Here is a 5,926-nt window from a genome sequence, read left to right as displayed (position 1 = left end):
CTCCATCATGGCTGGGAGGTCCGCACCTCCCCGAACGTGCCCCATCTCCTCCTGCCGAGCGGACAGGAGCAGCCCACCAGCAAGGCCAGGTTCTGGACGTACGACGCCAGGCGCGAGGACCTCGACGGCTGGTCCACCGGGCCGCTGCTCACCGTCATGCTCTGCGCTCGCGACCTGCCGTTCGCCAGCGCGCTGACCGTCGCGGACTCAGCTCTGCGCCACGGCTCGATGACGCACGAGGGGCTCGTCGCGGCCAGCCACACCTGGCGCGGCGGCAACAAGGAGCAGGTCCAGAAGGTCGCCGCGTACGCCGACGGTCTGGCTGCCAACGCATTCGAGTCCGGCCTACGCGCGATCACCGCTGCTGCCGGCTTCGAGTTCATCCCTCAGTACGAGGTGCGAGTCGGCGCGCTGACGGTGCACCCCGATCTCGTCGACCCGCTCAACGGCATCATCCTGGAGGCGGACTCGTGGGGATTCCACGCGGACAGAGAAGCGCACGACCGCGATTGCCAGCGCTATACGATGCTCGCCTCCGACGGCTGGATCGTGCTGCGCTTCACCTATGACCAGGTCATGTTCCAGCCCGAGTATGTGTTGAGGTGCATCGAGATGGCCTTGTCCCAGCGACCTGCTGCCGCCTGACCCGCGGCTCCAAGAGGCCCTAAGAGGCCCCGCATCCTCCGGCAACGCGCCGAGCGATGGCGTGTCGCGAGTCATCTGGCGGGCGCTCGTGGCCCCGAGGACCGGCGGTGACACATCGTCACGCCGGGATACAGACGCTCAGCGAACCCCGGCTTCGCGTCGAGAGTCGCGGTCACTGAGCAGCCACGCCGGGGCCACTGAGATCGGTGACCTCGACGCGCTTGACGCGGATGCCCCAGTCCTCGCGAGAGCGGCGGGTGGCGTCGTACGCGACGTCCCTCAGGCGCTCGGCGGAGGTAAGGAACTCGTCGTGGTCGACGATTCCGGCGAACTCTCGCAGCACCTCACGCACGGCACGTTCGAGCTGCTGCTGGGGCTTGTCGACGCGGTAGACGATCGACGGGTCCTCGAACTCGAAGTAGACGTTCAGAACCGCCTCGCAGACGTAGTGGTCGCGGCAGACGAGCGGCTCCCGCATCGACAGCGCCTGCTCGCGCATGTCGAATCGAGCGACGACCCGGTCGAGCAGCGGCACGACGGTGTTGAGGCCTGGCCCCAGCGTCGTCCTGTACGCGCCTCCGCGCTCGATCACGAAGCATGTCGCCGCCGGGACGATCTTGATGCCCTTCAGCATCCCGACGACGACCACGACTACAAGCAGCACGACCACGAGACCCGGCGACATGCCGGCCAGACTACCGGCGTACGTCAGCCGACGATCCGGTCCGCGCGGGCGGACTCCTCCTGGGCCTCCTCGACCGCCTTGGCTGCCTCCGCCTCGGCCTGCTCGATCGCGGCCCGCGGCTCGGGCAGGGGCTGCGTCTGCCTTGAATCGTCGCCGTTCTCCGCGGACTTCGGAGACTTCGAGGACGAGGCGTTGTCGGCGAAGGCACCCGTGACGGTGCGCATCGCCTCGGTGAGCTCGCCGGGGATGACCCAGAACGAGTTGCCGTGCTGGGCCAGCGAGGGCAGCATCTCGAGGTACTTGTAGGCCAGCACCTTGGCGTCGGCGTCGTTGGCGTGGACCGCCCGGAAGACCCGTTCGAGCGCCTTGGCCTCACCATCGGCCTCGAGCACGCGGGCCTGCTGGGTGCCCTCCGCCTCCAGGATCGAGCGCTGCCGGGTGCCCTCGGCGGTGAGGATCAGCGCCGCCCGCTCACCCTCGGCGTGCAGGATGGTCGCGCGCTTGTCACGCTCGGCGCGCATCTGCTTCTCCATCGCCTCCTTGATCGAGGTCGGCGGGTCGATCGCCTTGATCTCGACCCGGTTGACCCGGATCCCCCACTTCCCGGTCGCGTCGTCGAGCACCTCACGCAGCCGCGCGTTGATCGTCTCGCGCGAGGTCAGGGTGGTCTCCAGATCCATCGATCCGATCAGGTTTCGCAACGTGGTGACGGTGAGCTGGTCGATCGCCTGCAGATAGTTCGCGACCTCGTAGGCGGCCGACCGCGGGTCGGTGATCTGGTAGTAGAGCACCGTGTCGATGTTGACCACCAGGTTGTCCGCGGTGATGACCGGTCGCGGGTTGGAGGAGTAGACCGTCTCGCGTACGTCCAGCTTGGTGTTGACCCGGTCCACCAGCGGGATCACGAAGTTCAGCCCCGGCTGGAGGGTGATCCGATAACGCCCGAACCGCTCGATGTTGTATCGCCGTGCCTGCGGCACGATCCGCACCGTCGAGGCGACCGCCCCGACCACCAGAGCGACCAGGACCAGCACAATCAGCAGAAGTTCCATCTCGTACGTCCCTCTCTAAGGTGACAGCGACAGCGGGTCCCGCGGGTGGACGAGCGCAGTCGCGCCTTCGATCTCGTACACGTCGACCCGGCAACCGACCGGGATGACCAGGTCTTCGTCGTAGGGCCTGGCGGACCATTCCTCACCGGCGAGGTGCACCAGCCCGTGCGAGAAGCTGACCTCCGCGGTGACGACCGCCTGACGTCCGACCAGGGCGTCGGTGCCGTCACGCGACGGCGGCGGCAGAGCCATGTGGCGCCGGGCCACCGGTCGCACCAGCAGCACGCTGCCCCCGCCCGCGAGCACGAAGACCAGCGCCTGCACCAGCACCGGCGCGCCGAGTGCGGCGCTGCCCGCGGCAAGGAGCGCCCCGCCGGCGACGAAAGCGAACGCCAGCGTCATCGTGAACGCCTCGGCGACTCCAAGAAGCACCGCAACGATCAGCCAGAAGAATGACCACATGTGACCACCAGACTCGGGTTCCCACCAGCGTACTCCGGCTGTGGTGGTCATCACACGGGGTCAGCGGGAGTTGGTTCTTCCGCTCAGCAACGGCAGGCCCACCCACAGCGAGATGAAGAGGACGAACACGGCCACCGCGGCGGCCACGCCCGCCCCGAACGAGACGACGACGTCGAAGACGAGCAGCACCACCAGCGCCGAGACCAGGGCGAAGCACGCCAGCCCGGCTCGTGCGCAGATGTGCGAGGCCTTCACCAGCCACGGACGTTGCCTGCGCCGGAACAGCATCCGGTGGAAGGAGACCGGAGCGATGATGAGGCAGGTGGTGATGACCGAGCCGACCAGCACGATGAGGTAGATCGTCTTCTGCTGGTCGTCCAGTTCCGGGAAGCGTGGCGAGAACGGCACGGTGAGCAGGAAGCCGGTGAGGATCTGGACACCCGTCTGCAGCACCCGCAGCTCCTGGAGGAGCTCGTTCCAGTTGCGGGTGATCCGCTGCTCCGGGCGCTCGCCCGGGCTGCCACCATCGGTCCCGACCTCGAGGCTGCCGTCGGCCATCAGAACACCGGCCGTCCCCCGGTGACGCCGAGAACGGTGCCGGAGACGTAGGACGCGTCGGCCGGGGAGGCCAGGAAGACGAACGCCGGCGCATGCGGCGCCGGCTGCAGCGGGGTCCAGATCGGATCCATCTCGCCACTGAGCCCGGGAGGCGCCTGCTGCCGGGCGGGGAACTGCGCGTTTTCATCGCTCATGAACGTTCCGGTACCCACATCGGACACAATGGAACCGTGAGCGGGACGGAATCGGTGATCGTCAAGGGGGGCCTGGCCCTGCGGCATCGCTCGGACGGCCATCTGGAGCTGCGGGCCAACGGGATCTTCGTGATGGACACCCGTGAGACTTCGACCGAGAAGGCGCTGGCGACGCGCGCGCTCGAGCTGCACCCGGATCCCACCCGGGTGCTCATCGGTGGCCTCGGTCTCGGGTTCACCCTCGAGGCCGTGCTGACCGACCCGCGCGTCGATGCGGTGACGGTCGTCGAGATCGAGCCTCTTCTGGTCGAGTGGATGCGCTCCGGGAGGATCCCTCACGGCCCCGACCTCCTCGACGACGAGCGCGTACGCATCGAGGTCTCCGACGTCGCGGTCGTCCTGCGGGAGAGCGAGGCCCGGGCGTACGACGTCGTGCTGCTCGACGTGGACAACGGACCCGGATATCTGGTCCATGACGCCAACGGGGCCCTGTACGAGGCGCCCGCGCTGGCAGATGCGCGACAGGCGACGGCTCCGGGTGGCACGGTGGTGGTGTGGTCGGCCGCGCAGGCACCGGCGCTGCTGGAGGTGATGGGCCAGGTCTTCGACCACACCGAGGCGCTCTCCTACCCCGTCGACCTGCAGGGGCACTCGGAGACGTACTGGCTCTACGTGGGCTGGCTCTCTGCCGGCGGGGTCTCGAGCGGGAATGGCACCAACTAGTCAAAGGGTTGAATCAGACATGGACGAGAGCAGCTTTCGCATCGAGCACGACTCCATGGGAGAGGTCCGGGTCCCGAAGGACGCGCTGTGGCGCGCCCAGACCCAGCGGGCCGTGGAGAACTTCCCCATCTCGGGCACGCCGATCGAGCCGGCGCTGATCCATGCGATCGGCCACGTGAAGGCTGCCGCCGCCAAGGCCAACTTCGACCTCGGCGTACTGCCCGGCGACAAGGCCGAGGCGATCATCGCGGCCGCCGGCGAGGTCTCCGAGGGCCGACACGACGAAGCGTTCCCGATCGACGTCTTCCAGACCGGGTCCGGCACGTCCTCCAACATGAACGCCAACGAGGTGATCGCGTCCTTGGCCGCCCGGGCAGGTCGCGACCTGCACCCCAACGACCACGTCAACGCGTCCCAGTCCTCCAACGACACGTTCCCGACCGCGATCCACGTCGCTGCCGCCGTCGCGGTCACCGAGCAGCTGCTGCCGGCGATCGACGTGCTGGCGACCTCGCTGGAGGCGAAGGCCGAGGAGTTCGCCGGGCTCGTGAAATCAGGGCGTACGCACCTGATGGACGCGACGCCGGTGATGCTCGGCCAGGAGTTCGGAGGGTACGCAGCGACCGTCCGCTACGCGGCCGAGCGACTGGACGCTGTGCTACCGAGGGTGCGTGAGCTGGCGCTCGGCGGCACCGCGGTCGGGACCGGCATCAACACCCCGGCCGGGTTCCCGCAGGCCGTGATCGACGACCTCTCCAACCGCACCGGTCAGCCGTTCGCCGAGGCCCGCAACCACTTCGAGGCCCAGGGCACCCGCGACTCGCTGGTCGAGCTCTCCGGCGTACTGAAGACGATCGCGGTCGGCCTGATCAAGATCAACAACGACCTGCGCTGGATGTCGTCCGGCCCCACCGCCGGCCTGGGCGAGATCCATCTGCCCGATCTTCAGCCGGGCTCCTCGATCATGCCCGGCAAGGTCAACCCCGTCGTACCCGAGGCCACCTTGATGGTCGCGTTCCAGGTGATCGGCAACGACGCCGCCGTGACCGCCGCCGGCGCCTCGGGTGCCTTCGAGCTCAACGTCGCGATGCCCGTCATGGCCCGCAACGTCCTGGAGTCGATCCGCCTGCTCTCGACCTCGATGACCGTCCTCGCCGAGCGCACCGTCGACGGGATCGAGCCCGTCCCCGAGCGTCTCCGCGCCTACGCCGAGTCGTCCCCCTCGATCGTCACCCCGCTGAACAAGTACCTCGGCTACGAGGCCGCCGCCAAGGTCGCCAAGCAGGCCCTCGCCGAAGGCAGAACGATCAAGGAGACCGTCCTGACCCTGGGCTACGTGGAGAACGGCACCCTCACCGAAGCCCAGCTCGACGAAGCCCTGGACGTCGAGTCGATGACCCACCCCTGAACCACCGAGTCGGCGCAACTGCCCCAAGATTTCGGCTCGAGTCGGCGCAACTGTCCCAAGATTTCGGCTCGAGTCGGCGCAACTGTCCCACTCAGGACAGCCGAGTCGGCGCAACTGTCCCGCCCAGGACAGCCGAGTCGGCGCAACTGTCCCACTCAGGACAGCCGAGTCGGCGCAACTGTCCCACTCAGGACAGCCG

8 protein-coding genes are annotated in these 5,926 nt (G+C 68.2%); 3 read left to right on the top strand and 5 right to left on the bottom strand.

Annotated features, from left to right (window positions below):
* Positions 1 to 645 (top strand): endonuclease domain-containing protein (locus tag ACRDPS_RS11535; protein ID WP_431501779.1); only part of this gene is annotated, 645 nt, incomplete at its 5' end.
* Positions 646 to 817: 172 nt separating this feature from the next.
* Here ACRDPS_RS11535 and ACRDPS_RS11530 read toward each other — a convergent pair.
* From ACRDPS_RS11530 to ACRDPS_RS11510, 5 genes are read right to left on the bottom strand one after another with little or no spacing between them, the layout of a single operon-like run.
* Positions 818 to 1,330 carry an SPFH domain-containing protein gene (locus tag ACRDPS_RS11530; protein WP_431501778.1) on the bottom strand — a complete coding sequence of 171 codons (513 nt, stop codon included), beginning with the start codon at positions 1,328 to 1,330 and terminating at the stop codon, positions 818 to 820.
* 23 nt (positions 1,331 to 1,353) lie between these two features.
* Positions 1,354 to 2,382, bottom strand: a complete 1,029-nt coding sequence (locus ACRDPS_RS11525; protein WP_431501777.1) for an SPFH domain-containing protein — start codon at positions 2,380 to 2,382, stop codon at positions 1,354 to 1,356.
* A 15-nt stretch (positions 2,383 to 2,397) separates the two neighbouring features.
* Complete coding sequence (locus ACRDPS_RS11520) at positions 2,398 to 2,844, bottom strand: NfeD family protein (RefSeq protein ID WP_431501776.1); 447 nt, start codon at positions 2,842 to 2,844, stop codon at positions 2,398 to 2,400.
* A gap of 60 nt (positions 2,845 to 2,904) precedes the next feature.
* On the bottom strand, positions 2,905 to 3,402 hold the full coding sequence (locus ACRDPS_RS11515; protein ID WP_431501775.1) for a DUF6328 family protein: 498 nt from the start codon (positions 3,400 to 3,402) through the stop codon (positions 2,905 to 2,907).
* Positions 3,402 to 3,596 carry a hypothetical protein gene (locus ACRDPS_RS11510; RefSeq protein WP_431501774.1) on the bottom strand — a complete coding sequence of 65 codons (195 nt, stop codon included), beginning with the start codon at positions 3,594 to 3,596 and terminating at the stop codon, positions 3,402 to 3,404. The genes ACRDPS_RS11515 and ACRDPS_RS11510 overlap by 1 nt, the downstream gene beginning before the upstream one ends.
* Before the next feature lie 36 nt (positions 3,597 to 3,632).
* On the opposite strand from ACRDPS_RS11510, the gene ACRDPS_RS11505 reads away from it, so the two are divergent.
* Both ACRDPS_RS11505 and ACRDPS_RS11500 read left to right on the top strand, forming a co-directional pair.
* Positions 3,633 to 4,319 carry a spermidine synthase gene (locus ACRDPS_RS11505; protein WP_431501773.1) on the top strand — a complete coding sequence of 229 codons (687 nt, stop codon included), beginning with the start codon at positions 3,633 to 3,635 and terminating at the stop codon, positions 4,317 to 4,319.
* 19 nt (positions 4,320 to 4,338) lie between these two features.
* Positions 4,339 to 5,727, top strand: a complete 1,389-nt coding sequence (locus ACRDPS_RS11500; protein WP_431501772.1) for a class II fumarate hydratase — start codon at positions 4,339 to 4,341, stop codon at positions 5,725 to 5,727.
* Positions 5,728 to 5,926 lie beyond the last annotated feature (199 nt).

Origin of the sequence: Nocardioides sp. (assembly GCF_050699375.1) — a bacterium.
In the GTDB taxonomy this organism is placed as follows: Bacteria; Actinomycetota; Actinomycetes; order Propionibacteriales; family Nocardioidaceae; genus Nocardioides.
The sequence above is the reverse complement of the archived record's forward strand: the minus strand, read 5'-3'. Positions and strand labels throughout refer to the sequence as shown.

What these genes read in the sequence shown, in the direction of transcription:
- ACRDPS_RS11530 (WP_431501778.1), bottom strand. Translation starts at nt 1,330, where the DNA reads ATGTCGCCGGGTCTCGTGGTCGTGCTGCTTGTAGTCGTGGTCGTCGTC.
- ACRDPS_RS11525 (WP_431501777.1), bottom strand. Translation starts at nt 2,382, where the DNA reads ATGGAACTTCTGCTGATTGTGCTGGTCCTGGTCGCTCTGGTGGTCGGG.
- ACRDPS_RS11520 (WP_431501776.1), bottom strand. Translation starts at nt 2,844, where the DNA reads ATGTGGTCATTCTTCTGGCTGATCGTTGCGGTGCTTCTTGGAGTCGCC.
- ACRDPS_RS11515 (WP_431501775.1), bottom strand. Translation starts at nt 3,402, where the DNA reads ATGGCCGACGGCAGCCTCGAGGTCGGGACCGATGGTGGCAGCCCGGGC.
- ACRDPS_RS11510 (WP_431501774.1), bottom strand. Translation starts at nt 3,596, where the DNA reads ATGAGCGATGAAAACGCGCAGTTCCCCGCCCGGCAGCAGGCGCCTCCC.
- ACRDPS_RS11500 (WP_431501772.1), top strand. Translation starts at nt 4,339, where the DNA reads ATGGACGAGAGCAGCTTTCGCATCGAGCACGACTCCATGGGAGAGGTC.